The following is a 23771-nucleotide window of genomic DNA, read 5'->3' on the forward strand; positions in this document are numbered from 1 at the left end:
TGCTTGATATCTATTCGGCGCGAGCGTTCCATTACCTCACTATATCTCTTAGATCACAAAAGATTTCGTACTCATTAAAGACGGCGACACCGCCAGCAGCGTCCTCGCTGAGTTCTTCGGTGTCCTCGACGGCCTTGACACCAAGGTCAAGGCCGTCTATCTTGATCGCGGATTCTACGACAGCAAGTGCCTCACGCTGCTTCAAGCGCATAACTACGCGTACGTAATCCCGATCATCCGGTGGGGGAAGACGATTCAGCAAGAGCTCTCGAAAGGGTGGAGTCGTGTCATTCAGCATGATCTGACAGGGAAACTCGACGGTCACAGCTGGACCGTCGAGTTTCCCGTCTATATCGATTGTACGTACCTGAACGGGAAGTATGACGACCACGGTGTGGCGCGTCACGGCTACGCCGCTGACGCGCCGTTCATCAAGACACCACGCGACGCTCGATACCACTACGCGAAACGCTTCGGTATCGAGTCGAGCTATCGCTTGTCCGAGCAAGCGATAGCGACGACAACGACACGAGATGCGACGGTGAGACTGCTGTACGTCGTGGTGAGTCTGTTGTTACAGAACGCTTGGCGGTATCTCCACTACGAATATGTGGCGACGCCCCGCCGTGGCGGGCGTCGTCTCTGGTGGTGGCCGTACAAGGAGTTCGTAAATATGGTTCGACGGGCCGCGTGGACGGCCCTCGCGGTGCGTCGGGCCGTCCCCGCGAATCGACCACCAGACGACCGGTTCCACCGGTAGTCACTGACCGAGTACGCCGTCTCGTGAGTGGCAACGCTGTCGCGTCGGCGGCTGACCGCCGCCGACACGACAGCTCTCCGTCTATCCGTCTGTAATTCTCCTGTCGAAACCGTCAGTACAACCACTTCGACACAGAACTCAAGCCGCAGAAACAGCTAGCCGAGGATGCTTTGTGAGGTACTGAAACTGGGTGAGTACCTCGGCTACTCACCACCGCCACTGCTTGAACGACTGATTGAAGACGCTCAAAAGATCCACAAGCAGCGACCAATCTTACAAGAGACGCTCGCTACCGCTACACAACCGAGGTGTGAGTCTTAACTGAAGACGGATGGTACCCTTGTTTAGACGGTCGACACTTTTTGTACTATTCGTATTTAGAGATCATCGTAAGTTCTAATTTTTAGTACAACATCTCTTCATATCTTTTCACCGCACGTTCAAACGTATATTTCTCTCTAATAGTTTCTGAAGCTTCTTCACTTATTTTGTCTAATTTTTCTGAATTATATGCGCGGACTATCCCTTTTCTAATATCTTCTACTGATCTACTTTCTAAAATAAATCCGTTTTTTCCGTCATCTATCAAGTCAGGTATCCCACCTACAGGCGGGGCTAGTACTGGAGTACCGCATGCCATCGCTTCAAGCGCAACATTAGGCAGCCCCTCTGACTTCGTTGGGAGGACTAGTAGTCTAATATTATTGTAGAAACCTATGAGTTCAGAATCTGGTATATATCCTTTATATTGTATATTTCCCACATTCTTCGTCCTCTTTTCTACAATGTTTTTTTGGGGACCAGATCCACATATCCTGAGTTCCGGGAATTCTGTCGAGAGGTCATTAACACTCTCAATTAATCGAAGAATTCCTTTTCTTTGGTCAATTCCGCCTAAGTATCCAATTGCTTTATCTCGACTAGAGATCGAATTAATCTTGTAGAATTTGTTTTTATCCACAAACGTTGCACCAATAACAGATTTGTGCTCTACCTTATCGGTCCACTCTTCAAGGACACTCGGTGCCTCTACGATAACACTCTCAGAGGCCAAAATAGTAAATAACGACAGTTTATTTTTCCATACATTCGGGGTCTTTTGGGTCACAAACGTGGCAGAATGTGGACCAAAAAATCTCATATATGTCGCTGGTATAATAGAAAATGTGTTCCTGATCAATACAAAGTCTGGCTCAATATTTCTGGTAAAGTGTACTGACCGTAGCTGGCTAAATAAAAAATCTCGATATCTGATTAGCTGAGAATTTTCTCTTGGGACTTGTACTTTTTCCCAGGAAACATTATTTTTGTCAACAGGCTGACTAGCACCAATGACGTGTACTTTGCTACAAACCTCACTTAAAACTAGTGTGAGCTTTTTTAGAAAGTTTTCTCTACCTTTATTATAAAATGGACTACCTATGACTACCAACGTTGGGGCTTGCTTTTCTAAACCCGATCTGGTGCTCTCGGTACATTCATCGTTGGAATCATCGCTAATCAGGGGCATACTGCTTGTAATGCTAAACTTTTTATTAAACATAACTATTTGATATACTCAGTTGCCTTTCTCTGTTCATCTTGACGGTAGTCAGATAATGCTTGGTGTACAGATATTATCAGATCAACTCTTTGATTTAGTGCCGCATAGAGCACGAATCCAATTCTATTGATTAAGAAATAAATATAAAAAATTGCTCTGTCGGGTTTTCTCAGACAATTCTCGGCGAAATATAATCTGTTATATGTGTTATGATATACTTGGAAACCATTTAATGATCCTGATGTTGAGTGTATATCGTGCACGACTTCGGATTCAGGGTTCACCAATAGTTTCCAGCCTCTTTTTTGAGCTAAATAACAAAACTCTTGATCTTCAGATCCAAAAAAATAATCATCATTTAAATAGCCATGTGATTGTAGATAATCAACATTGAGCAACATAAGTGCAGAAATAATCCATTCCGTTGGATACTCTGTCATAGATGGTATCTCTGTTTTTCTTTCAATTTTCGCAGTTCGTGGGTGAATTTCACCTCCAGAATACCAAATTTTTTCTTTGTCAGGATAATAAATAGTTCCCCCAACTGCTGCAACATCTTGATTTGATTCCGCTGTTTCAACTAATCGACTTAGGAAATCTTTTTTTACAGTCATATCATTATTTAAAAGTAGGACATAGTCACATTGGTTTTGTATTGCTTCTTTAATTCCCACGTTACAGCCATCTGCAAATCCCGTATTTTCTTTTTTACGGATAAAGACTGTCTGGCCGTATTCTTTTTCTAATCTATTGAGTGAACCGTCGGTCGAATTATTATCCACAACGTACGTTTGATAATTACTATACTTGATTGCCGATATCGAGTCTAGACAGTGAGAAGTATCGCTATATCCGTTCCAATTTAGTATGACTATTCCAACCTTTGGGCTATCTGGACTAGTTGGGTTGGTCGACACAATTCTTCTGTTACGACTCAAATTGATAAAGCCACCGAGCGGAATTCACTCATACGAGAAGGAAAACCATGTGGCCCGTCAAATTACATTGATCATCTGTTTATACTGTCACCGTTAGAGACGACGCCCGTGACCGCCGGACATCGCCTCGTATTTGTCGTGAAGGTTCCATCAGGGTTAATTAGCAAGTACAAACGCGCGGGTACAGTCAGCGATGGCAACCGTATCGGTTACTCATACTTTTATAACGTCATGTGAATGTCACTGGTAGGCGAGTAGCGGTACTCGGCTTAGCGTTCCAACCGGGCACGGACGATATCTGCAACAGCCAGGCGATCCCCGTCATCGAGGGACTCCGCGCACGCGGCGCTGAGGTCGTTGCCTACGATCCATCGCAACCGAGAATATGCGCGAGCGGTTCCCCGACATCAAGTACGTCGACATCCCCGACACAGCACTGTCCGAGGCGGCTGCTGCCCTCGTCGTGACCGACTGGGAGGAAATAACGTCCCTCGACGACGAGTTCGATCTCATGCGTACGCCCGTCGTCGTTGACGGGCGGCGGGCGATCGACCGTCGCGACGGCATCGTGTACGAGGGATTAACATGGTAACTGGCTCCCAGAACGACACGAATGACGAACACGATAGCTGGATCGCAGATGATGAGTGGCGGACAATCGTCGCGAACGTCTCGCTCGTCTCGGTTGATCTCGTGATCGAACACGGACGGCGGCGTGCTCCTCGACAAACGCGAGAACGAGCCCGCGAAAGGCGAGTGGTTCGTACCCGGTGGGACGGTGTTCAAAAACGAAAATCGCACTGATGCTGTCCACCGCGTGGCCAATGAGGAACTCGGTGAATCCGTCGTTATCGACGACTGTCTCGGCACCTACGAACACTTCTACGAGACGGCTGATGTCGACGGTGTCGACTCGAAACACTACCTCGCGACCGCCTATCGCTGTCATTTCGAACGCGACGATCCGGAGATCACCGGCGACGACCAACATAGCGCCTTCCAAGTCTTTCGCCCGCCGTTCGAAGATCTCCATCCATACGTCGAACGATATCTCGACGATCGCTAGCTCGACTACTCCTGCACGAGCCGTGCCGCCTGCTCGACATCGTTGAGCGTATTCACGTTCACGCGCTCGCCGAGACGGACGGTCTCGATATCGTATCCCGCTTGGACCAACAGCCCGACCGCTTCGCTCAATTGGTACTCGCCCTCGGCAGACGGTTGGACCAGCGCACACGCGTGGAACACGTCCGCGGGGAGCACGTAACACCCCGTCGTCACGAGCGTCGACGGCGGGTCGTCAGGCTTCTCAACGAGACCGGTTACGCGATCGCCGTCGAGTTCGAGGACGTCTGTCGTCGACGCCTCCGCTGTCGACACCTCCTCGACGGCAAGCACACCGTCGACACCCGCCTTGGTGGCCGCGGAAACTGCTGGCGCAACACCCCCTGAAAACACGTTGTCACCGTTCAGAAGCAGGAACGATCCGTCGATGTGCGACTCCGCTTGGAGGACGGCGTGTCCCAATCCGAGGCGCTCGCGTTGGTGAACGTACGTGATCGGCACTCCCGCAAACGCATCGCCGAAGTGATCGACAATCTGTGCCCCTTCGTACCCGATCACGACGACGAGCTTGTCGGCGCCCGTATCGACAGCCTTCTCAAAGACGTGGACCAACAACGGCCGCCCGTCGATCTCGACGAGCCCCTTCGGTTGCGTCTCCGTTCTCTCGCCGAGTCGCGTCCCGCGTCCGGCCGCAGGGATGAGCGCGTCCATACTCGGTCTCGTGGCCGCGACGACTGTGAAGCCACCGACGTTTCACTCCGATAGAAGAATGGAGTCGATTGTCTCCCACTCGGACTCTGGCCCTGTGGTGTCCACGATCGCCAGCGCCTGACACGTGATGCTGCCCGGAAGCCCCCCGTGTCGATCGACTGTGCAACGTCGCGTCGCTTCGTAAGATCCATTTCGCTGTAGACGAGACTGAGATGTGGATGATACGCCGCGAGCGGGCCGTTGATCGTCTCCTGTGCCGACCGGCGTACCTCCATCAACTCGAGTATCGGTTCCACGGGGAGGAACACACATTGGTGCCGCGTTGTCGACCAGCGGACGCCATCGAATGTCAGTTCCAGGGGTGCGGCCCCAGCCGCAAGCGTCCGTGTTGTCTCCTCCAACGCTGCACGCTCGCCATCGATGCCGCCGATCACAGTCACGTGTGGCTCGAAGACCGGTGCATCCTCGAATCGTTCAGCAAGCTCCGTGATCGTCGCTTGGAGCTGGCGGTAGGCTGATGTCTCTGTTCCGGGAACGAGCCAGAGTGAGTACGTGCGATTCGAACGTGCACTCATTATCCGATCCGGACCACTAACACAGAAAAGCACTCCTCCGATCGCTCACCTAGCCGGTTCGTGCGGGTTCAGTCCCCTGCTTCCACCGTCTCACCCTCTTCAAACTCCTCTCCATCCGCGCCTCGGCCTCCTCCCGATCCTCCGGATACCCGACGTCCACGCGCCAGCCCTCGATCCCGATCGCGTCGATGGTCCGCCCGCTCTGGATCAGCAGATCGATCGCCTCGCTGATCTCGTACTCCCCCCTGTTAGACGGCTGCACTAAGTGACACGCGTGGAAGATTTCCGGCGTGAACGTGTAGAAGCCGGTCATCACCAGATTGCTCGGCGGATCGTCGGGCTTCTCGACCACGTCGGTGATCTCGCCGTACTGGTTGGTGTCACACACGCCGTACCGCGACGCCTCGTCCCACGGCACCTCCTCGACGAGGAACGCCGCGTCGGCCCGATCTTCGCGCTGGCGCCGCACCACGTCCTGGAGATTCGCCTCGAAGACGTTGTCGCCGAGGATCAGCATGAAGTCGTCGTCGATGTGCTCTTCGACCGTGAGCAGCGCGTGGGCCAGCCCGTTCTGTTCGCGCTGGTGGGCGTAGGTGATCGGCACGCCCTCGTACTCGTCGCCGTAGTGGTCGATGATCACCTCCTTCAGGTAGCCGACGACGACGACGAGCTCGTCGGCCCCCAACTCGATCAGCTGATCGAAACAGTGTGTGAGCAGCGGTTCGTCCGAGACCTCCACCATCCCCTTGGGCTTGTCCTCGGTGAGCGGGCGGAGCCGCGTTCCTTCGCCGGCCGCGAGTACGACTGCCTTCAGGTCAATAGCGGAGATGATACTCGGTGATAGATCTTTCCACAGACGCGCACGGTGGGTGGTCACGACCACGCTCTGGATCGCTCGGCTCACCCGCGGTGGGACTGGTCCTTCGTCGGGCCAGCTCCATCGAGCGGTGGCCGATCACGCGTGGCCCCCGGGTGAGGCTCTCGGAGACCCGTCGACGATCCCCACGTTGCGTCGTGGTCCGCGACGGGCCGGCATGTAGGCGAAAGTGTGTATTCGGGCACCGACCAAGGGACATGAACTATCGGATTGATCACGCCCTCTTGGCGGCCCCGGTTCCGATCCAATAATTCTCCACCCAATACGCGGCGCTGTCGAAGCCGTGGTGTAATTAGGGAAAAGTGTGGGTTTGGGCACTGAATCCCGGAGATGAGTTACCGGATTGATCGCACCCCTCGCCCGATCTGGTTCTGTTTTGGTCATTCCCTCGGGCTTCCGTTTCGGCGTTTCGTCTCGGCCGGAGGCTCTGGCGTCGTCGAGGAGGGGGCCCTCCTCGACGACGGGGACAGTTGGTCCCTTGGAGGGGGCTTCAACGGTGGTCCGTACGGGTTGTGTTGGTTTGATTGGACGACGCTTTCGTTTCAAGAGGGACACGCCGGCGGCGGTCGCACTATTAGGCCGGTGGGTCGTGGGTGTCGTCGGCGGTCACCCCCGACTGATCGGTGTTGTCACCCCGGGTGAATTCGGTGTCGTCTGCGGTGGGGTCGCCGACGTGATGCTGTAAGCGTCTTCGGCGGGATCGATCGGTGAGAGCCTTTCCAACCAATAATTGGTCGGTGTACCGAGAGAAGTTGGTCGGGGACCCCCAGATGTCCACACGTCTCTCACCGTTCGCTGATAGACCAGTTTACTCCGAAGATTCGGACTTCTGCCCGGCAAAAACGCCCGGGAAGCCGCGAGGCGACTCGGCCAATTCCTCGATATCCTCCCGACCAACCTTCCCGGCTCGGACGAGGGCCCCGATCTCGGCGTCAGTCAGCTCCCGACCGTTCTCAAGGCGTTGGTGGAGCTTTTCGATGTCGGGGTTGTGTTCGACCGAGATCGACACGTCCACGTTAGTCGCCCGTCCGGACGATTGGAAGAGTTTGTCGACGTTCTCCCCTTGGAGGATGCCGTGTTCAATACAGCCTTTGAGCCGGGACTGATCCCCGTCCAATCCGAGATACGCGAAGGCGAGCATCGCGGAGAGTACGTCGTCGGTTTCCTCCGGGCCGAGCTCCTCGAAGACCTTCTCCTGCTCCGCAGGTTCCAATAATTGGCCCAAGAGCAGGAAATCCTTGAGCCCGTTACCAACTCGTTCTCGGATAGCTTGGCGCCGGTTGGCGTCCGTCTGCGGCTGGGCGTACTCCTTCAGCCCACAGAGGTACTCTCGGTCGGTAGGGGAGAGGATACCCCTCGGTCGGTCCTCCGGCGTGAATACCGGGTCAGTATCGTCGTTACGGTCCGTAACATCATCCACACCGGTGAACAGTTCGTCAGCAGGTTCCTCCCGGTCATCACTCATAGTTAGGCAATAGTAGCCTAATTCTATATGTGTTTTCACTCGGTACTACTTTGTTGATCCCTGGCGAATCTATGACACGGATGGAACAGATGCCACAGGATATCCGAGTCAACACATCCGGTCGTCGAAGTATTCCGCAGCCGATGGTACACGGAGGCCGAGTAGCAACGAAACGGGGGAGAAGCCAATGAGTGGAACTCGTAAGAAGGGAAGGAACGAAGGTTACAGTGCCGGTACCCGAGAGATAGCAACACCAGCCAACAGTCAACAGATCCGGTCTCCCGACCAACTTCGATCGTCGCTTGGCACCCAATGTTGGCCGGGACACCCGGCCAATTATGGGGGCCAGACACAGTCCGACGACCTAGCATACTCTGATCGCTCTGTTCGGGGAAAACGGACTACAGGTACCCGGATGGGTCTCCGGGCGAAAACACGCGCCCCCCGGCCAATATCTGATACAATTGGTCGGGCCCCGGGTTCGATCGTAGCTCTGGCCCACCAACTGCCGGCCAACTGTGCCCGTGAGATGCAGCGCACCACGGGGAGGATCGAATCGTGACGAATTCGAACGAAAACTCCGACCAATTCGAGGAGACCGGTGAAGATGATCGTGAGATAAGAACTGACGGCGGCGAGGTCGTCCCTGAATCCGTCCAGAAAACTGAATTCCAGCCCGACAGCACTGCAACTCCTGACACCTCCCCCCAAGACAAACCATGGGAAGCCGCCGGACCAACCCAGGCCACAGAAACAGAGACGGGCCAAAACACGTCTTCGCCCGATAATTGGTCCAAAGAGTCCGATAATCTGGCAGCCAGCACAACAGCTGATGATGTGTTTTCCGACGCCGCCGCGGTCGACGATGTCATCGAGTTCTACCTCGAAATGAATCCGTGGGGGGTGCAGGCAAGCACCGTTAAATCATACAGATCGCGTCTGAAGCACTTCCAAGCGTTTTGTCGGAAAACAGATATTGAGGAGCTCGAAGACCTACAGCCGTCGCACATCGACCAATTCCACAACTTCCTTCGGGCAAATCCGCGATTCGGGTCGCGATCGTCAGTGAAGAGCTGTCTGGCCACGTTCAGGAAGTTCCTCCGGTACTGCGAGCGCCGAGGCGTGTTTGAGTCCGGATTCCACAAGCTGGTCATTCTGCCGACGCTCTCGGAGAGTGACGCCGTCGACGAGACGATCCTCTCCCACGAAGACGCCGAGGAGATTCTCGCCCATCTCGCCAAGTTCGAGCCCTTCACGAAAGAGCATGTGGTCTGGGCGCTCCTCGCCGAAACGGGGATCCGACAGTCAACACTGTACGCGTTCGATCTCGACGATTACGACACCGAGGAGCGATACATCGCGGCGGTCGATCGCGAGGAGACAGGCACACGGTTGAAGAACGGGAAGGCCGGTGAGCGTGAACTCAGTATTTCGCCTGAAGCGGCAGAAGTCCTCGATGGGTACATCCAGGCCAACCGAAAGAACGTGACCGACGAGCACGACAGGGATCCACTCCTCACGACGCGTAACGGACGCCTCCAGAAGAGCACGATCCGTCAGTACGTGTACGGCTGGTCGCGTCCCTGCGCCATCGGCAAGGCGTGTCCGGTCGAGAAGGACCCGGACACCTGCGAGGCGGCGGAGACGAACAACGCCGCGTACGACTGTCCTGCGTCCGTCTCACCGCATCCTATCCGGCGGGGCTACATCACGTACCTCCGGGCCAACGGTGTCCCGACCGCCGACGTGATCTCGAAACGATGTGACGCCAACCCCGGAACAATCGAGAAGTGGTACGACCTGAGTACGAAGTCGGAGCGACGCGAGTCACGCCGCTCCCATCTCGAGGATATCTAGATACTGTCGAGGAACTCGCGGCGCTGCTCCATCTCCTCAAGGTCCGACCGTTCGTCGTAGTGCTTCTCGATGACCCGCTCGGAGACGTCGGCGCGGTCCGAGATGACGCGCGGCGGGACATCAGACCGAAGCCAATGGGTGATCGATCCGCGGCGGAATGGATGCGGTGACACCGATTCCGGGCAGTCTGCAATCTTCTGGTGAGACGCCGCCGCACACGACTGTTGATCGCGGCCATCAACGGGACACTCACCGTCGTATTTGCAGGGCTGCGTGTATTTGTAGGCGTACCCACCGATCGTGGACCCGTGGAGACGGCCATTCTGGGTCGAGAGGAGCGGCTCTCGGCCGTACTCGTCGACGACCTCCGGGCGCTTGTAGGTGATCCAGTCGTCCAACAGCTCCGCGATAGAGTCCGACACGGCCATGTACCGGTTCGACTTCTCCTTGTTCTTGAGCGGCGTGCCGGACTCTGGCCGGTGAACGAAGTGGAGATGCTGGTCCTCCGCGTCGTAGTCCTTTAGATCGAGCGCTCGGACTGCACTCCGGCGACACATCGTGTGCCAGATCAACGCTAGCGTCACGTGCTGGGGAGAGCAGTACTGGTACGTTTCGAGGTGGGAAAGCACCTTTTCGGCCGTCTCCGAATCGAGTTCGGTATGTCGGACGTTCTCGTCGCCGTTGAGAACCGGCGACTGGATGCGCTGAGAAAGGTTGGCCTCCACGGCCTCGATGCCTTCGGCCCACCGAACGAAGACGCGGATGGTGTCCAGGTTTGACTTCTCGGTCGAGGACGCCCAGTCGGACCCCTTTCGCCGGTGGAGTTTGTACTCTTTGACGAGCCGCCCGGTGAGTTCGTTGAGGTTGTCGATGCTCCGTTCGTCGAGCCAGTCGACGAAGGACGACAACCGCGATCGGTGCGCTATGGTGGTGGCTTTGGACTGATGACTACGGCGGTCATCGAGGTACAGTTCTAGTGCTAATTCTGGGTCGATTTCTTCGAGTTCTGTCATAGTCTTGTCACTCATTTTTAGGTGAGCAAACCACCAGACAGCGGCGGGGATACGGATCGCGTTGAAGGCGAAAGTATCCTGCAGGGATCCTCACAAACAGCATTTTCCGGATATAGCGGCAAACGGACATTACAGACGACGCAGCAAAACGAGTTCCCTACTCTTATCCACCTGCCTAATAACCTCTCTATCGTGTTACCACTGGGACACCTTGCGGTTGCGTATCTCTGGTATGTAGTCTACGCGTCCGTTGGAACACATCGCCTGCCGGCCCGACTCGCACTCGTCCCACTCGCAATCGGGAGCCAGTTCCCGGATCTTGTCGACAAACCGCTTGCGTACCTTGGGGTTCTCACGTACGGCCGATCGCTTGCGCACTCCGTATTCGCGTTCGCAATTTGTTCGCTTGGAGTCTGGTGGATCGCAAACCGCAGTCGTGGCCGCTGGACGGCCGAGACGCTTCCCGAACGGCTCCGGATCGTCACCCCGGCCGCCTTCGCTATCGGATATGCGAGTCACCTGCTCGGCGACACCTACCAGTTCCTCTTAGCGGGTGATCTGTGGGCCGCACGGTTTCTGGTGTACCCGTTGGTTTCCGTCCCGGTTTCTCCTGCCGACGATGTTGCCCCGTGGATTCGGCTCATCCGAATCTACCAAGAAATGGGGTCACATCCCCAGTTGAATGTGATCGTCCTCGCCGTCGTCGTGTTTGTGGGGCTGCGACTCCGTCGCTACTGGAAACAGACACGATCGGACCACATGTGAGACGCGCTAGCGGGGCCGTCATCGGTGTTCACGAGCGGAGGTGAACCTTTTTGATGACGTCAGAAGACATTCCTGTATGGGCAGACTCGGTACGTAGTCGACGACCGCTGATCGGCAGTTTGCGCTCGCCCGGGTCGGTATGGGGGTCGTGATGTCGCTGGCTGTCGCCACGATCGATTTTTTGCCGCTCCCGTTGGAGGCTGTGTATGCGTTCGCCGCTGGCGTCATGCTTTGCGAGACCCTTGGTCTCGCGTATTGGGTCCTGCAGAAGTGACCGACACCAGTAGGCACTGCCAGCGCTGACCTTGTGAGTACCGAGCTGAATGTTGACCCTGAGTACACAGACACCGTCGTCATCGACATGCTACCGGGGACGAGCGACGCCCCATAGATGCGGCTCTCGATCGAGAAAATTGCCGGCCTCGGCTGGGAACTGTCGGTATTCCCTCACTCAACCACCTGTCTTTGTCGAGGTCGGGCACAAAGCTTTCACAACATCACGTGAGACTCCACTTGTGTCATTAGCGATCACGCATTTCGCTGTCGGAGGGATTTGCACGGCCCTCATCGCGCTTTATTTGTTGCCGCCGACACGGTACGCACGCACTCTCGTGCTCCTCGGTGGTGGCTGGGGCATGCTGCCAGACATCCACTGGGTCGCGCCACTGTACGCTCCTGAACTCAAAGCTCTCCACTCGTCAGTCTTCACAAACGTCTTTTGGTTCCACCAGACGCTCGATGTCGTCGATCCCACGGATTCGTATACGGTGGCGGCGCTCGCACTCGGCGTGTTCACCCTCGTAGTGAGTCTCGGCGATCACTGGGCATACCGGACTCAGGAACGCACCACGACGACAACCGATCTAGGGCCACTGACAGCAATCCGATCGCTTGACACGCTCGTTCGGAGCGCTGGCCTTCTGTCGCTCATCTGTGGTATCGGGTTAGTTGGCGTTGGAAGTGTGCACTCAGGCGTTGGCGGGCTGCAAGGGCTGTATTTCGGTGTTGGAACGGCCCTCGTCAGTACTGGGGTGCTGGCACTCGGCGGCCAGCTCGCCGTCGCGCCATGGGTCACCACCCGGCTCTCAACAACAGCGACGCGTGGCCTCGTCGTCCTCGGGAGTCTCATCCTGACGATCGGTGGTGGAACATTAGTTGGCAGTCTCCTCCGACACGGCCTGACAGCACAGTCAGTCCTCATGGGTGGTGTCGGCGCGCTGCTGCTCGTGTTGGCTGTTGTGAGTGCGCACGTTCGGCTCCAACTCTGAGGGTTTTGTTGAAGAGACTTTTTTCAGTCTTCGTTCTCTCAAGTTCATGTAGTCGCTCGTCATCACGTAGTCGTATCCGACCAACCCTTAACCAACACTAGCGAGCAAAGACGCAGATTTGTTGGTTATGACCTCCGACGCTCGACACGATCTCCTCGCCAGTCCCAACCACGTCGGCGGCGGTGTCGAACACGTGTTCGAGCAGCGAACGATCGCCGACCGGGAGAAGCGGTTTCGGGCGACGGTCCGTCGGCGGTCGCATGCGGGTCTCGCGGCCGGCCGGGAGCACGACACCGTCTATGTCGATAGCACTACTGATGCTCAGTGACAGACGCGCACGGTGGGTGATCGCGACCGTCATCGGCCGCTGACAGCGTCGACGACTCGCCAGGATACCGCCGCAGGTATTCTTCTGAAGTACAGTGAGACTCAATAATTTGCGCGGGAGTAGAACTATTACTGTCAAACTGGTACCATAGCGTATGTCACCTGCGAACCCGCCCGACGACCCTGACTGGATGGAGTCCTGGAAGGAACACACATCGGCGTTTGATCGAGTCAAGTCAGTGACGATGACGCTCTCGGAGCCTCAATCCGCACCCTGGATCGCAGAACAGGCAGCCGTTTCCCCGAATACGGCACGGGATCACCTCCGCCGGCTCGTCGACCTCAGTGTTGTGACAGTAACCGACGACGGCGGAACCCGCCATTACTATCCGGATCCACCGTACACCCGACTCCGCGATATTCGAGAGTTACTTGAAGAGACGACGAAACAAGAACTTGCAGAGCAGGCCACAGAATTGAAAGACGATATCGCGGCATGGAAAACAGAGTACGATGCTGACTCACCGGACACACTCCAGGAACGAGCGGCCGAAGATACTGTCTCTGCCGCGCAGGCGCACGAACTCACGCGAGCGGCAAGTGACTGGGACCTCGCCCGGTATCACCTCTCTCTCATCCAAGACGCGATCACAAACTACGACACCTGGACAGCTGATCAGTCGTCGCTCAGTGTATGACCGACGAGTCAGGCGTCCCGGGCAGTCAGGCTGACCGTTACCGATATTCTGATTCTCATTCCCAAGCGGACGGTGTCCGTTCCGATGGCGGGACGACGTCAGGACAGGATCGGCACCGTATCCTCCGGGAATTGCGTGGGGAGTTGGCGCGACATCCCGCCGTACTTTCTGTTGCGGGTGAGCCACCGAGTGCATACCGAGAACTACAGGCAGACCTTGACCCGCCGTGGTTCGGTCGTTCGGGAGAGACCGTCTCACTCCGAATCACGTGGATTCCGGGTCCACCGCCTGGGCCAGAAGAATCTGATCGCACGAGTGATACGTGGATGCGAACGCCGATTCGGGCATACTACACCCTCCATTATAGCGAATCATCTGGTTTTGATTGTGGCTTCCACCGCGAACCGAATCCGCACATTGACGGCCTGCTTCACTATCAGGAACGAGACGAGGTGGACGATCCATACACGTACGACCCAGCCTCATTCGACACACGTTCGGTGTCCGGACTCCTGTGGGAAATGATGGACGCACTCGCCAATCGCCTCACCATGCGGGACGGTTCGTGGTGACATCCCCTGGGCAACCTTGAACAGGAATGTCGGCACAGCAGCGCCATGAGGGGGATTGCGTTGACATTCTCCTCCACATACGTGAAGCGTCGAGGGGGTTACCAGCGCCGTCAGCTACGGATCGTCGTCGTACTTGTCAGGATCCGGAAGGCCAGTCGGAACCAGATTGTCCAGAATGCATTTGAGGTAGAGCGCGTTTCGTTCTTCCTCGGAGAGGTCGCTCGGTTGTTCGACCTCGTAGGCGCACTTTGCCATCACGTACGCGACGACAAGCGGCGGAACACCGAAAATGGAGACGGGATCGACCACGTCTCAGGGGAAGAGAATATCGCGTTCGTCGTCAGTCGGCTCGGGGGCGTCGGCGTCGGCATCAAGCGCAAGTTTACGCATCGCCGTGACCTCACGATGGAGCTCATCGTTCGGTCTATTGATCGTGTCGAAGGCAGCCTCAATATTCCCGTCGCGGGCGTGGCGGATGAACGCCACGGGATCTTCGGAGGCACCGAGCAGCCGAAACAGCGAGGCGACTGCTTGGAAGGCGGCAGGTGTGCGTCCGAAGTGTTCTGTGAGGCTCATTGTGGTGGTAGTAGTAGTTACCTTGATGTAGCGCTAGGGCCGACTTAAGCGCTTCCCCAACTGTCCCCGGTACGTGCCGCCCAGAGAGTACTGGGTGGCCACCCAAATCCACAGCAACGGCTAGAGTTCTTGAGGAGATTTGCGCTCAACGACATCCGCGAACGCAACGTTTTCGCGCACTTGTTGCATCTCGACGGTGACACGGTCTCCGACGCTCGTCTCAGGAACAATCACGACGTAGCCGCGCTCAACTTTCGCGATCCCGTCACCTTGGTCACCGAGATTCTTGATTTCAACATCTCGCTGTTCACCTTCTTCAACAGGCGGGCCGTCATATTCTTGCTGGTGATCAGCGTATTCAGGTGACTGGGTACCCTCGGTCGTGTCCGTGGCATCGGTATCCGACGCTGACGTCGAAATGAGCGCAACACGGTACGTCTCACCTCCAGTGATTGCCCCGGTTGTGATCTCACGTTCTGGCACCGTGATCTGGTGGGTTCCGTCCTCCTGCTCAACAGTCGCAGTATACAGTGTCTGGAGCGTATCAGAAACTTCCATAAATCGTGTATTGCTTTGACTCGTGCCAGATAACTTGTTTCTAGCGTTTCCAGCGCTCTCACCTAATTATCGTCGTTCTGATCGAAGTTGTCGTAGGCCATTTCAGGACTCATCGCCAGCATCAAACACGGCCGCAAAGTCCTGGAGAAGCTCCTGTGGTGATCTTTCATCGTCATGAGACGGAAGTGGTGCTTCCCAGCATTCGATTTGGAGTGTGCGCGCATTCGATACCGGCTCCGGCTCAGTTACCACATTGAAGATACCGGTGCGATAGATAGCCAGTAGTCGCTGGTCATGAACACTGACGTAATCGATTCCAGCTCGACTCAGGACAGTAGGAATGTTAACCGGCTCAGATAGCGAGACAGAGGCGCTTGGAGACGCCGAGTTGGTCATACTGTGAACTTAGGTCCATCACGCAAATAAAGACCTGTCACGGGGAAATTCGTACTCTCGGACGTTAACCAACACAGATCGGCAAAAGTAGGATTTTGTTGGTTAAACTATCTCGCTCTTATGTAGAACTGTGGAAGACTCGATAACGAGACACCCAATCGCTGTCTCGACAGATCCACCGGCGAAAGTAAGTGACCGAACGATGCCGAACGTGTGAGCGGCCTGTTCCAAGCCCTGCTTGGACAGATCGCGGAACTTCTGCAGCCACGGTCCTCCTATGGGTCGACGATCGCGTCGGACAGCTGTGGAATTCTGTCTAGCAGTGTTGCCGACCTCGCGTCACTCTGGAGGAGGATGGAGAGAACCACCGAACCGCTGCTGACAAATCCTAAATCCACCGATAGGACGCACCTGCGAAGTGGTTCATCGGGTGATGACGTGCCGCGGGAGGGGGTTCAATCCGTCTACGGTGGCTACGATGTTTAACCCAAACTCGCCGTCGTCAGACGGCAACTCGTCGACACCTGCGAGTCCGGTTGCATAGACGGTAACACGGGTTTCAGAGACTAACTCCCGGGTCACAGTAAGCACGGATTCTCCCCCGGACTGTATCTCGATCTCGTATTCGCCTGCCGGGACGCCGAGATAGTCGGTGACGTCACCGAATTCAAGGTCCGAGAGCTGTGGTACGGTTTGTCCTTCGGGAACGACGTCGATCGGGCCGGCGTTTGGGGATGCGTGGACGAAGCTTACCTCCGCGTGGCCGGATGGAGCCGTGACGTCATCTCTGCTGTTGCCATCCTCGATGATGATAGATTGAAGCCCAGTATCGTCATCGTCTGATTGCATGCGACCGACTGCCAGCGCAGTGTATCGGTTTCCAGCTGCAACATCGAACTGTTCCTCAAGCAGTGGTTCATACGATCCGGACTGCGCGACAGTAATGTCGTACTCGCGTGCAGGGACTTGCAAGTATGCATCGCCCGGGCCAGGACCGAAGGCCGGATACTGTACCCCGCCAATCGTGGGATTCCCATCAATTGGCTTGCCGACATACATGTCGAGTGCCGTGGAGGCTGGCATATAGCCGCTTTGTTGCCCGGGCGCTTGGCCACTGTTCCCCGGTGAATCCTGTCTCCCGGGCGCTTGGCCACTGTTCCCCGGTGAATCCTGTCTCCCGGGCGCTTGGCCACTGTTCCCCGGTGAATCCTCGTCCTCACCCATGGCGATATCGGGGATGAGGTTCCCGACGCGAACGGCGGCAAACTCGGTATCATCTTGTAAAATATAATCGTCCCCGTTGGTGGTTTCATTAGTTTCCGCTTGGACGGCACCACTCATGCCGGTGATGCCTGCAATTCCGGACACTCCTATGCCCTTTATAACTTTTCGCCGCGTCGTTACCTGTGGTTGCACGTCGGTGGGTACACTCCGATGTGTCTTTGTTATAGAAGTCCAAAGTGTCGGAAAGCTTGGCTTACCCAATAGACAGTTATCTGTCTGGTTTTGGTGGGTGAATGTGCTGTGTTGACCGGTTCGATCTGATCGAATCTGGAGATAACTCAGTACAGGACACACGCCCTGTCTCTTGTGTGACTTTCGGAACCCCTACCTGACATAACAGAACATTTGATGGCCAACAAGTACCCTTCAGCGACCCGCTGTTTCGGACGAGGATATCTCTGAAGAAGGGGTTTCAACAGATAACCGGTCAGTACGCCGACGGGAAGCGAATCGAATATTGGCTTTTAATCGCGGTCTATACACGTACTGAAAGTCGTTACACGGTTTCTAACTAGGACAATAGAGATATCTCTCTTTCTATGGGACTCCCCTCACAATGCCCTAAGTGTGGAGCTATCTCGGTCAAGATAACGACCGTGCCACCTGACGCGCATGAGGAAGGCGAGAACTGGCGCACTCGTGCAGAATGCCAAGAGTGCACCCAGTATGCTGAATGGGGCAGACGCGGCCCCGACGAAATCACGAACCGTGGAGGACAGATATCTGATTAACATCCTCCCGCCGTGAACGTCGGGGCTCCCACAAGTAGAGGCCTCCTGGGTTGAACGCTATCGCTTGTGAGCGATACAGTTTTTAAATATTGTGTGAGTGCGTGGCAATCTGATTGAAATGTTGCACAGTACGCTTACAGGCACGTCTCAAATAGCGATGCTGGCTGTGGTTGGCGCTCTCATCTTCGAACTTGCAATTCCGCATGCCGTCCGCCCTAATCAGTAAGAGATCGCTCTGTGGAATCCTCCACGAGAAATGACTGTAGACTTACGAAAGCTCAACCTCCAGCAATTCAATACTAGACCACAGGCTGATCTTTAGCGGTGTTTCGAGCTTATCTCCGCTGACGGGTTCATCATGGATCTGCAAACCGGTGCCCTCTGTTCGGGCAAGATAGGCCGTCCGGCCAGCTGCAAACCCGTCGGTAAAATCCGGCCCAATATTTGTTCCCGACCCGCCTTCCCACGCGGACACCTGGAGGTAGTCACTGGGGGCATTGCCACCAACGTGGCTGAGTTCAACAGCCGTCCCACCATTGATAAGAGAGACATCAAACCGCGACACTTTTTCTCGCCCCTCGTTGATCCACTCAGGATCAACTGGCGATGCATCATCGACAGGATCGAACGTAATCTCGACTGACTCTGGATCGCTACTCGTTTTTTCAATTTCGACTCGAAGCCGGCGGATTACGCCGTCCTCGGTAAGTAAGGCTTCGCCATAGAAGTCTACGACATCCTCGGGCGATCGAATCAACGGTAATCGGGAAAGGTCGTCGGCATCTTCTGCAACAGCCTTCAACAGTGACTCACCGTCATGGTCCACCCATTCTGTTGGCACATAGCTAGCCGCGTCAAAATGGGTGAACAGCTGATTCGATAATAACGGGGAGACAAGTATCGCAAGTGCGGGTTCGGCGTCACTGTAAAGGACTCCGCTGTCTGTCTGCGCCTGTTGAAGACTCACGTCACCATCCTCAACGTAAACACGGACCATCGAACCGCGGAACGACCGCTCGGTCACAAACGTGGTGTCATCGTACTCGTAGGTCACTCGCTCTTCAACCATGGTATCGCCAGAACTCTGGACCGATACGAACGAGGAGTCGAATCGCTCGCCAGCAAGTGTCTGTTCATGATGACGCACAATCGATGTCGTGACACCGTCTTGGTTCACCCCTGGCGGCAGATCAGTTGAGTCGGTCTCACCAGAATCATCGTTCGTATTCCCATTCGAATCATTCCCGTCAGAACGGTTCCTATCAGTCTCATCTAGTGAAGTATCTCCATTAGAACCCGTTTCTTGCGTCTCCCCGTTGGATGATCGGAGACACCCTGCGATTCCGAGCACCGACAAGGAAAGAATGCGTCGACGACCTGCTGATCGTCGATGGGTGCTGTCGGAATCGGTAGATGTAGGGTCTGTCATAGAATTGTGCAACACGTCGATTGAAAAGTATCTTTCCACGACAGTCACACTCACCCGAAACATACTTCCATCGACATTAACAGCTATTTGCATGCACAAACACGACACTGAGGACCAAATCCACCGGGCACGGAAATACGGTCGTCGAGGCGTTCTCACGCTCTCCGGACTCGGATTAGCGGGCTGTTTGCGACTGTCACAGACTGAGACAGAGACCACGGACGAGACACCAGCCGGCAACGAGCCGGACACCGCAAACGAGACGAACTCGTCTAACGAGGAAAACACGGAAGCGACACCCGACGACGATGAAGAGTCGTTTACTGCCGAGCTCGGGCCGGCAGTACTCCCGATCAGCCCGTCACTGTCATGGCGCGTGCCCTCCGGTGGACCCGCCAACCGCGGCGTGCTCGATCACGATGTCGAGCCCGCTGGTGAGGCTGCGCTCCAGTGGATCCACGAGCGCGATCCGGGCTCGTTTGCTGGCGCGAACCCAATTGCAACAGGTGAGTACATTGCAATGCGTATCGACAACAATCTGGAAGTACTCGACGCCGCTACCGGAGACCGTCACTGGCACGCCGACGAGAGGAACGCGACTCCGGTCCGAATGACCGATCAGCACGTCGAAGCCATCATCAGTATCCGCGACGGCAACGCACTCGTTACCTACAACCTCGCCGATGGGACCGAACACAACCGCCTAGAAATTGACGAGGGACTACGCCCAGCGACAGTCACAGCAGACAGCATTTATTACACGACCTACGACAACGACACTAGAGTTGGCAAGTTAGTTGCGCGTGATCGCCCGGATGGTGAAGTGCGGTGGCGCGTATCGATCGACGAGGCACACCCTGCGACACCCGCCGTTGAGGATGAAACCGTTGTTGTCGGCGTCCAACAAACAAACACTGACAGTGACCACAATGGGATAGTGCTCGCTGTCGACCGCACCACCGGTGCTGAAAAGTGGCGATTCACAGAACTCCCGCGGGTCCGATCGCCAGTGGCTGTAACAGCTGACACAGTGTTCGCCACGAGTTCTGACGGACCTGCGCTAACTGCGATTGATGCGGCGACCGGCGATCATCGGTGGACCACCCAGACGCTCAACGGGACCCACGTGGCACCCGTGGTTGCTGATGAGGCGGTGTATCTCGGGACAACCGATGAAGAGCTGTATAAACTTGACCGAGCGGACGGTTCCCCAAATTGGCGGGTTGATCTCGCGGGACGCACTGGGAACGCCTCGATGGCACTGGTTGGGCGGACGCTGTATGTGCCGCGAGCGTACGCTGGGCCGGACGGAGACCGAAGCCTGGTGGCTGCGATCGATGTCGACGCCGGCGACGTTGTGTGGGACGTACTGGTCGATAACCGTAATCTGTCGTCGATTGCCCCGGCGGGAAACACCGTCTTTGTCGGGACGACCGACTTCGGATCCACAGAGTCCCCAGATCGACTCCTTGCGTTTGCTGCTGGCCCCACTGAGGAGTGATTGACGCGTCGGTTATCGAATTAATTATTTATCACCACACCAACAGAATCGCATGAATAGACGACAACTTCTGGCACACGGAACCCTTGCCACAGGACTGTTAACAGGGTGTCTTCGAAATACTGGTGAGAGTGGCGAGCCAACCACGGGTGGTGCAAATGACACCGACGCCGCGTCAGAACCCGATTCTGGCGGCAACGAGACAGCAACAGACGACGGCACGAACGCGTCGCCACGGGACAACTGGTGTGAGACGACAGACCCACCCGCGAGCACCTCGGGTCAATGGACACATGCTGGGTTCGATGCCGCGCACACGAGTGCGTCAAGCGCTGCTATCAGATCTACGGACGCACCGTGTTTCCGCTGGGAATACCAGGAAGACGGGCAAACAGCACCGGTGACAGCGACAGCAGACCTCGTCATCTTCCCCGGGACACGAGATGGCAGTTCTGTGACCGCGTTCGACCGTGACACTGGTGAGCGCCAGTGGTCGGCAGATGACGGCATTGTCGACAATGTGAGCCACAGTCGTGAGCCAGCTGTCATCGAGGGGGATACCGTGTTCTTCGAGGCGCGTGAGTCATCCCGAACGAACCAGTACTACGTGTTTGCTGTTGACCTCGCCACGGGTGAGGAGCGATGGCGGTTCGGCGATCTTGAGGAGACTGATGCCGACAACCGGGAAGATGCGGAGCGATTCATCCCCGGGGTGACAGCTGTGGATGGGCGCGTGTTCGTTCAGTCAACGCACGCGACGTACGCGCTTGATGCGGCCACCGGAGACCGCCTCTGGCGGGCGGGCGAGGGCGGATCGACACCAACCGTCGGGAATGGACTGGTGTTCGGGCGCAGCCGAACCAAGGAGAGAGGACCAGAAACCGCAGGTGAAGGTGTGTTGTACGCACTCGACGTCGAATCTGGTGAGGAACAATGGTCCGTTGAGCAAGGGGCAAGCATTCGCCAGCCAACCTACGCGGATGGACTCCTGTTCGTCCCGCTCTTTGATGGTGAAGAGACGATGACCGCAATCGACGCAGCCAGTGGCGAAACACACTGGGTACACGAGTCTCGGGCAAGCGCTGTATCACAGGCTGTCGCCGACGGAACCGTGTACTGTGCGACATCTGAGAATGGACTCATCGCATTTGATGCAGAGATCGGTGACGACAATTGGGTGTTTGACCCGGAGTACACGCTCGGCCAGTCTGCGCCGGTCGTTACAGACGACCTCGTTCTTCATGCTGGCAACGACACCGGCGCAAACAAACACGGAGTGTTCGCCGTTGACCGAGACAGCGGCGATCAACAGTGGCTGCGTCAGTTCGCAGATCCCGTGTTTCGCTCACCAACAGTCGCTGACGACGAACTCTGGGTCGTCACGCAGACGGGCTCGCTACTCGCTTTCCGTTGACATCCTCCCCGCCCTAAACAGTAGTTGCCGAATCAAATCCGCTCTGTACTAACCAAGCCGTTGAGCTCAGTGAATCTCAAGATCGCGGTGAATTTCGCTGTGACAGATTCATTGAGAGAGCGAGGGAACGCCGCGTCAGCGGAGTTCCCGAGCGATGCCTCTCCGCGATGGGGCGTACTCACCGGTCATCCCGGTCGAATCCGAGCGTGACTCAGCCGTAGTCTGTCGAGAAAATGAGTCTACGAAAGATTCGTGTTGAGATCTGCGGTGTCTGTGGACCTGTTCTCGGTGCGGCTAAGACGTTGGCTAACACCCAGAGATTGTACAGTGACACCGCGAACAGAAAGTAGAACAACCTCACTGAGAATGTCGGCGACGACGTTCTCGGAAGAAAATCACCGATCTGCCGATATGACGTTTCGATTCCCCAGCGGCGGCGAAACGCCGCCGCGTACGCTTTTGCTGTCGACTGATCTACGTCCAAACTTGTCACGAACCACACGTGTTCGTCTTCGCTTGTGCGGTGCGGAACCGCGAAGACCATTCGTCTTTAGCTAAGACTCACACCTCGGTTGTGTAGCGGTAGCGAGCGTCTCTTGTAAGATCGGTCGTTGTTGATGGATCTTCTGAGCATCCTCGATGAGCCGCTCCAGCAACGGTGGTGGTGAGTAGCCGAGGTACTCACCGAGTTCGTGGAGAACAAGCTGGGCGTGCGACCGGAAGGTCGCCGCCCAGCGTTCCGGTGGAAACACAATCTCGCCGTCAGCCTGCTCGGTGACCAGATCCAACAACTCACGGCTCACTAGCAGCGACAGCAACGCCGCATACAGCAAAATCTCCACCACAACAGGGTTGCTCGTGTCGAACTCATCTAGTTCGTATTGCGTCTTCAACTCACGAAACAGCGTTTCTACCTCCCATCGACACCGATACAGCGTCCCTAGATCTGCTGGGAGAAACTCTTCTCTCGGTAGATTTGTGATATACAGATGGTAGTCGTCGGCGTCCTCGTCGCGGACGCCGACGACGCGGAACCGCTTCGTGTCTAGCGACCGTGTTCCCTCGTACTGACCCCGCTTGAACTCTGCTTCGACCTCTACGTCAATGTACTCCCGCGAGAGATCACCGACCACGTCGTGGATCTTCTCCCCTTCCAAGGGAATGGCGCGCCCGCGCCATTCCCGTAGTTCCTCTGTTATCACCGGATTCGCGTTCTGCTTCAACCGGCTCACAAAGTAGCCGTCGTTCTCGTCGATCAGCGCAAAGCGGCGGTACTTGAAGTACGCTAGGTCGAACAAAACCAGCCGTCCACGCAGCCACGATCCCGTCTTGAACAGCGTACTGTCGTGCGCTTTTTCATCGGTCACATCGATCCGTTCAATCGTCTGGTCGGTGGCATTGTGGAGCAGGTGGAGCTTCGCTCCAGCCTGCTCCTCGTGGCGAGCTTG

The 23771-nt window shown here is 56.0% G+C and carries 18 protein-coding genes and 7 pseudogenes; 10 read left to right on the forward strand and 15 right to left on the reverse strand.

What is annotated here, in order from left to right; all coding sequences use genetic code 11:
- Positions 1–73: 73 nt before the first annotated feature.
- Both ACNS88_RS16735 and ACNS88_RS16740 read left to right on the forward strand, forming a co-directional pair.
- Positions 74–760 (forward strand): annotated as a pseudogene (locus ACNS88_RS16735) (ISH3 family transposase); the annotation flags it as partial.
- Positions 761–943: 183 nt separating this feature from the next.
- Positions 944–1081 (forward strand): annotated as a pseudogene (locus ACNS88_RS16740) (IS4 family transposase); the annotation flags it as partial.
- Between the two features lie 82 nt (positions 1082–1163).
- Here the strand turns inward: ACNS88_RS16740 and ACNS88_RS16745 are convergent.
- Positions 1164–2270 (reverse strand): glycosyltransferase family 4 protein, encoded by a 1107-nt coding sequence (locus ACNS88_RS16745; protein ID WP_435100223.1) that lies wholly within the window; start codon positions 2268–2270, stop codon positions 1164–1166.
- A gap of 35 nt (positions 2271–2305) precedes the next feature.
- Positions 2306–3220: a glycosyltransferase family 2 protein gene (locus tag ACNS88_RS16750; RefSeq protein ID WP_435100226.1), complete on the reverse strand. Its 915-nt coding sequence runs from the start codon at positions 3218–3220 to the stop codon at positions 2306–2308.
- A gap of 218 nt (positions 3221–3438) precedes the next feature.
- Here ACNS88_RS16750 and ACNS88_RS16755 point away from each other — a divergent pair.
- Positions 3439–3833: pseudogene (locus ACNS88_RS16755) on the forward strand (UDP binding domain-containing protein); the annotation flags it as partial.
- Positions 3827–4307, forward strand: a pseudogene (locus tag ACNS88_RS16760) (NUDIX domain-containing protein). The pseudogenes ACNS88_RS16755 and ACNS88_RS16760, both read left to right, overlap by 7 nt.
- Before the next feature lie 5 nt (positions 4308–4312).
- Here ACNS88_RS16760 and ACNS88_RS16765 read toward each other — a convergent pair.
- From ACNS88_RS16765 to ACNS88_RS16780, 4 genes and pseudogenes are all read right to left on the reverse strand, one after another.
- Positions 4313–5017 carry a sugar phosphate nucleotidyltransferase gene (locus tag ACNS88_RS16765; RefSeq protein ID WP_435100229.1) on the reverse strand — a complete coding sequence of 235 codons (705 nt, stop codon included), beginning with the start codon at positions 5015–5017 and terminating at the stop codon, positions 4313–4315.
- A 125-nt stretch (positions 5018–5142) separates the two neighbouring features.
- A pseudogene (locus ACNS88_RS16770) lies at positions 5143–5592 on the reverse strand (2'-5' RNA ligase family protein); the annotation flags it as partial.
- 49 nt (positions 5593–5641) lie between these two features.
- Positions 5642–6406 (reverse strand): UTP--glucose-1-phosphate uridylyltransferase AglF, encoded by a 765-nt coding sequence (gene aglF / locus ACNS88_RS16775; protein ID WP_435100270.1) that lies wholly within the window; start codon positions 6404–6406, stop codon positions 5642–5644.
- A gap of 871 nt (positions 6407–7277) precedes the next feature.
- Positions 7278–7934 carry a DUF8102 family protein gene (locus tag ACNS88_RS16780; RefSeq protein ID WP_435100232.1) on the reverse strand — a complete coding sequence of 219 codons (657 nt, stop codon included), beginning with the start codon at positions 7932–7934 and terminating at the stop codon, positions 7278–7280.
- 888 nt (positions 7935–8822) lie between these two features.
- Between ACNS88_RS16780 and ACNS88_RS16785 the strand changes: the two genes are divergently transcribed.
- Positions 8823–9791 (forward strand): tyrosine-type recombinase/integrase, encoded by a 969-nt coding sequence (locus ACNS88_RS16785; protein WP_435100272.1) that lies wholly within the window; start codon positions 8823–8825, stop codon positions 9789–9791.
- On the opposite strand, the gene ACNS88_RS16790 is transcribed toward ACNS88_RS16785, so the two are convergent.
- A complete protein-coding gene (locus tag ACNS88_RS16790) occupies positions 9788–10819 on the reverse strand; it encodes a tyrosine-type recombinase/integrase (protein ID WP_435100235.1) in 1032 nt (343 codons plus the stop codon). The two genes, ACNS88_RS16785 and ACNS88_RS16790, sit on opposite strands and share 4 nt — an antisense overlap.
- A gap of 177 nt (positions 10820–10996) precedes the next feature.
- Between ACNS88_RS16790 and ACNS88_RS16795 the strand changes: the two genes are divergently transcribed.
- Together ACNS88_RS16795 and ACNS88_RS16800 are read left to right on the forward strand one after the other, a co-directional pair.
- Positions 10997–11569, forward strand: coding sequence for a metal-dependent hydrolase (locus tag ACNS88_RS16795; RefSeq protein WP_435100238.1), 573 nt, complete (start codon positions 10997–10999; stop codon positions 11567–11569).
- A gap of 635 nt (positions 11570–12204) precedes the next feature.
- Complete coding sequence (locus ACNS88_RS16800; RefSeq protein WP_435100240.1) at positions 12205–12837, forward strand: hypothetical protein; 633 nt, start codon at positions 12205–12207, stop codon at positions 12835–12837.
- Positions 12838–12952: 115 nt separating this feature from the next.
- Here the strand turns inward: ACNS88_RS16800 and ACNS88_RS16805 are convergent.
- A pseudogene (locus ACNS88_RS16805) lies at positions 12953–13138 on the reverse strand (NTP transferase domain-containing protein); the annotation flags it as partial.
- A 181-nt stretch (positions 13139–13319) separates the two neighbouring features.
- On the opposite strand from ACNS88_RS16805, the gene ACNS88_RS16810 reads away from it, so the two are divergent.
- Positions 13320–13862, forward strand: coding sequence for a DUF7342 family protein (locus ACNS88_RS16810; RefSeq protein WP_435100243.1), 543 nt, complete (start codon positions 13320–13322; stop codon positions 13860–13862).
- A 686-nt stretch (positions 13863–14548) separates the two neighbouring features.
- Here ACNS88_RS16810 and ACNS88_RS16815 read toward each other — a convergent pair.
- The 5 genes from ACNS88_RS16815 to ACNS88_RS16835 all read right to left on the reverse strand — a co-directional run bounded on the left by ACNS88_RS16815 (position 14549) and on the right by ACNS88_RS16835 (position 19408).
- Complete coding sequence (locus ACNS88_RS16815; RefSeq protein ID WP_435100246.1) at positions 14549–14743, reverse strand: hypothetical protein; 195 nt, start codon at positions 14741–14743, stop codon at positions 14549–14551.
- A gap of 3 nt (positions 14744–14746) precedes the next feature.
- On the reverse strand, positions 14747–15010 hold the full coding sequence (locus tag ACNS88_RS16820) for a hypothetical protein (protein ID WP_435100249.1): 264 nt from the start codon (positions 15008–15010) through the stop codon (positions 14747–14749).
- 120 nt (positions 15011–15130) lie between these two features.
- On the reverse strand, positions 15131–15568 hold the full coding sequence (locus tag ACNS88_RS16825; RefSeq protein WP_435100252.1) for a TRAM domain-containing protein: 438 nt from the start codon (positions 15566–15568) through the stop codon (positions 15131–15133).
- A gap of 819 nt (positions 15569–16387) precedes the next feature.
- The gene (locus ACNS88_RS16830) at positions 16388–17380 is read right to left on the reverse strand and encodes a DUF4397 domain-containing protein (RefSeq protein WP_435100255.1); all 993 of its coding nucleotides are present in this window, start codon (positions 17378–17380) and stop codon (positions 16388–16390) included.
- Between the two features lie 867 nt (positions 17381–18247).
- Positions 18248–19408, reverse strand: a complete 1161-nt coding sequence (locus ACNS88_RS16835) for a hypothetical protein (RefSeq protein ID WP_435100258.1) — start codon at positions 19406–19408, stop codon at positions 18248–18250.
- A 406-nt stretch (positions 19409–19814) separates the two neighbouring features.
- Here ACNS88_RS16835 and ACNS88_RS16840 point away from each other — a divergent pair, with 406 nt between their 5' ends.
- Together ACNS88_RS16840 and ACNS88_RS16845 are read left to right on the forward strand one after the other, a co-directional pair.
- On the forward strand, positions 19815–20909 hold the full coding sequence (locus ACNS88_RS16840; protein WP_435100261.1) for an outer membrane protein assembly factor BamB family protein: 1095 nt from the start codon (positions 19815–19817) through the stop codon (positions 20907–20909).
- Between the two features lie 52 nt (positions 20910–20961).
- Positions 20962–22323: an outer membrane protein assembly factor BamB family protein gene (locus ACNS88_RS16845; RefSeq protein WP_435100265.1), complete on the forward strand. Its 1362-nt coding sequence runs from the start codon at positions 20962–20964 to the stop codon at positions 22321–22323.
- A gap of 211 nt (positions 22324–22534) precedes the next feature.
- Here the strand turns inward: ACNS88_RS16845 and ACNS88_RS16850 are convergent.
- Together ACNS88_RS16850 and ACNS88_RS16855 are read right to left on the reverse strand one after the other, a co-directional pair.
- Positions 22535–22864: pseudogene (locus ACNS88_RS16850) on the reverse strand (transposase); the annotation flags it as partial.
- A 13-nt stretch (positions 22865–22877) separates the two neighbouring features.
- On the reverse strand, positions 22878–23771 hold an 894-nt coding region (locus tag ACNS88_RS16855), incomplete at its 5' end, for an IS4 family transposase (protein ID WP_435100268.1).

Source organism: Halorubrum shenae, assembly GCF_051194165.1.
GTDB lineage: Archaea > Halobacteriota > Halobacteria > Halobacteriales > Haloferacaceae > Halorubrum.

What these genes read in the sequence shown, in the direction of transcription:
- ACNS88_RS16745 (WP_435100223.1), bottom strand. Translation starts at nt 2,270, where the DNA reads ATGCCCCTGATTAGCGATGATTCCAACGATGAATGTACCGAGAGCACC.
- ACNS88_RS16765 (WP_435100229.1), bottom strand. Translation starts at nt 5,017, where the DNA reads ATGGACGCGCTCATCCCTGCGGCCGGACGCGGGACGCGACTCGGCGAG.
- ACNS88_RS16780 (WP_435100232.1), bottom strand. Translation starts at nt 7,934, where the DNA reads ATGAGTGATGACCGGGAGGAACCTGCTGACGAACTGTTCACCGGTGTG.
- ACNS88_RS16785 (WP_435100272.1), top strand. Translation starts at nt 8,823, where the DNA reads ATGAATCCGTGGGGGGTGCAGGCAAGCACCGTTAAATCATACAGATCG.
- ACNS88_RS16790 (WP_435100235.1), bottom strand. Translation starts at nt 10,819, where the DNA reads ATGAGTGACAAGACTATGACAGAACTCGAAGAAATCGACCCAGAATTA.
- ACNS88_RS16800 (WP_435100240.1), top strand. Translation starts at nt 12,205, where the DNA reads ATGCTGCCAGACATCCACTGGGTCGCGCCACTGTACGCTCCTGAACTC.
- ACNS88_RS16810 (WP_435100243.1), top strand. Translation starts at nt 13,320, where the DNA reads ATGTCACCTGCGAACCCGCCCGACGACCCTGACTGGATGGAGTCCTGG.
- ACNS88_RS16820 (WP_435100249.1), bottom strand. Translation starts at nt 15,010, where the DNA reads ATGAGCCTCACAGAACACTTCGGACGCACACCTGCCGCCTTCCAAGCA.
- ACNS88_RS16825 (WP_435100252.1), bottom strand. Translation starts at nt 15,568, where the DNA reads ATGGAAGTTTCTGATACGCTCCAGACACTGTATACTGCGACTGTTGAG.
- ACNS88_RS16835 (WP_435100258.1), bottom strand. Translation starts at nt 19,408, where the DNA reads ATGACAGACCCTACATCTACCGATTCCGACAGCACCCATCGACGATCA.
- ACNS88_RS16845 (WP_435100265.1), top strand. Translation starts at nt 20,962, where the DNA reads ATGAATAGACGACAACTTCTGGCACACGGAACCCTTGCCACAGGACTG.